Annotated in this window: 1 pseudogene; it reads left to right on the top strand. The window is 63.9% G+C overall.

The window, feature by feature from the left end:
- Positions 1-756: 756 nt before the first annotated feature.
- Positions 757-1,562, top strand: a pseudogene (locus BSP109_RS17850) (IS3 family transposase); the annotation flags it as partial.

Below are 1,562 nucleotides of genomic sequence, written 5' to 3'. Positions count from 1 at the left end.
ACCTTTACGTGATCCGCGTCACACCCCCGGAGACGCTGCGAAACCGCCGCGATCCAGAACCTCGAGTGGATGTTGCCGACTGCCGTTCCAGTGGTACCAGGCGACTGCGGTTCGTATGCGACCGGCCATCCTGTTCTCTTCGGTGTTCCCGTCGAGCAACAGATGTAAATCTATGCCACCTCAGCGCACAAGCGCAAATCGTCGCAGTGTGTTTCACGTCGCATGCGTCTGGAGGACCGTTCGATCGGCGTGTAGTCGCCGAACGCGCCAGTTGCCCGGCGTTGCGGCCCGCGATTGCTCGCGCGACGTGCCTACCTGAATCGGGCAACGCTGCAGGTTTGGGCGATCCCACTGTGCCGAGGCGTAGACCTCCCCCACCCCGTCTGTGGAACGACGATGTGCGGCGATCGCTGGGACAGAGGTCACCACGACATTGCCGGCACCGTCAATTCCGCCACCCTGCCCGTCATGTCTTCTCATGCGGACTCGATGACCAGACAGGCTCCACCCTGAGCCGCAGACCGGGATCGTCGACCGCCACCAAGTCGTCCGGCCACCACGGAGACCGACGACAACATGCGGGCCACAGAGCGTCGCTCTTTCGAGTACAGCGCCGGCGCACCTCGGCCATCTGCTCTGGTACACGGTCCCACATTGTCATGTCGCGGAGGACGAGTGAGGTCCCTATGGGGTTAGCCTCGAGTTGTAGACACCCGAGATAGCGGGATCACGGGTTCCGCTGGAAGGATGTCTGGCATGTCGGCAAGCAGAAAGCAGCGACGGTCGTACACCGAGGACTACAAGCGCGAAGCCGCGCATCTGGTCATCGATACAGGCCGCTCGATCGCGGCAGTGGCTGCGGAAATCAACGTCGGCCCCCAGACGCTGGGCAACTGGGTGCGGCAGGAGAAGGACCGCCTCCACGGGGACGGGAAATCCACCGGTCCGTTGGAAGAAGACGAGCGGTCGGAGTTGAAGCGGCTACGGCGGGAAGTGTTCGAGCTGCGGGAAGACAACGCGTTCCTGGGAAAAGCGGCAGCCTTCTTCGCGTCGAAGCCTCGGAAGCAGAACGGTTCGAGTTGATCGACGCGCAGAAGGCGAACCACACAATCGCGCGGATGGCCAGACTCCTGCACGTCTCTCGTGCCGGCTTCTACGCGTGGACACACCGCCTCCTGGCTCCGGGTGAGCGGAAGACCGCGCGGACGGTCATGGACGCGCAGGTGAAGATCACGCACGAGGACTCCGAAGGAGTCTACGGCGCTCCGCGGGTGGCGGCGCAGCTGCGGCGTGAAGGCATTCCGGTGGATCGGAAGACGGTGGCCCGATCGATGCGTAGGCAGGGGCTGGAAGGGATCAGTCCGCGTCGGTTCAGGCCGGTGACGACGATCCCGGGAGTGGCGGTCCATCACATTCCGGATCGGGTCGGCAGGGCGTGGGATCAGGGACGGCTGGACGCGGTGTGGATTTCTGACATCACTTATCTGAGGACGGGTGAGGGGTGGCTGTACTTGTGCGTGGTCAGGGATGCGTGTTCGCGGCGGGTGCTGGGCTGGGCGATG

Origin of the sequence: Brevibacterium sp. Mu109 (assembly GCF_900169375.1) — a bacterium.
Lineage (GTDB): Bacteria > Actinomycetota > Actinomycetes > Actinomycetales > Brevibacteriaceae > Brevibacterium > Brevibacterium yomogidense_A.
Note: the sequence above shows the minus strand (reverse complement) of the source record. Positions and strands in the feature narration are given on the sequence as shown.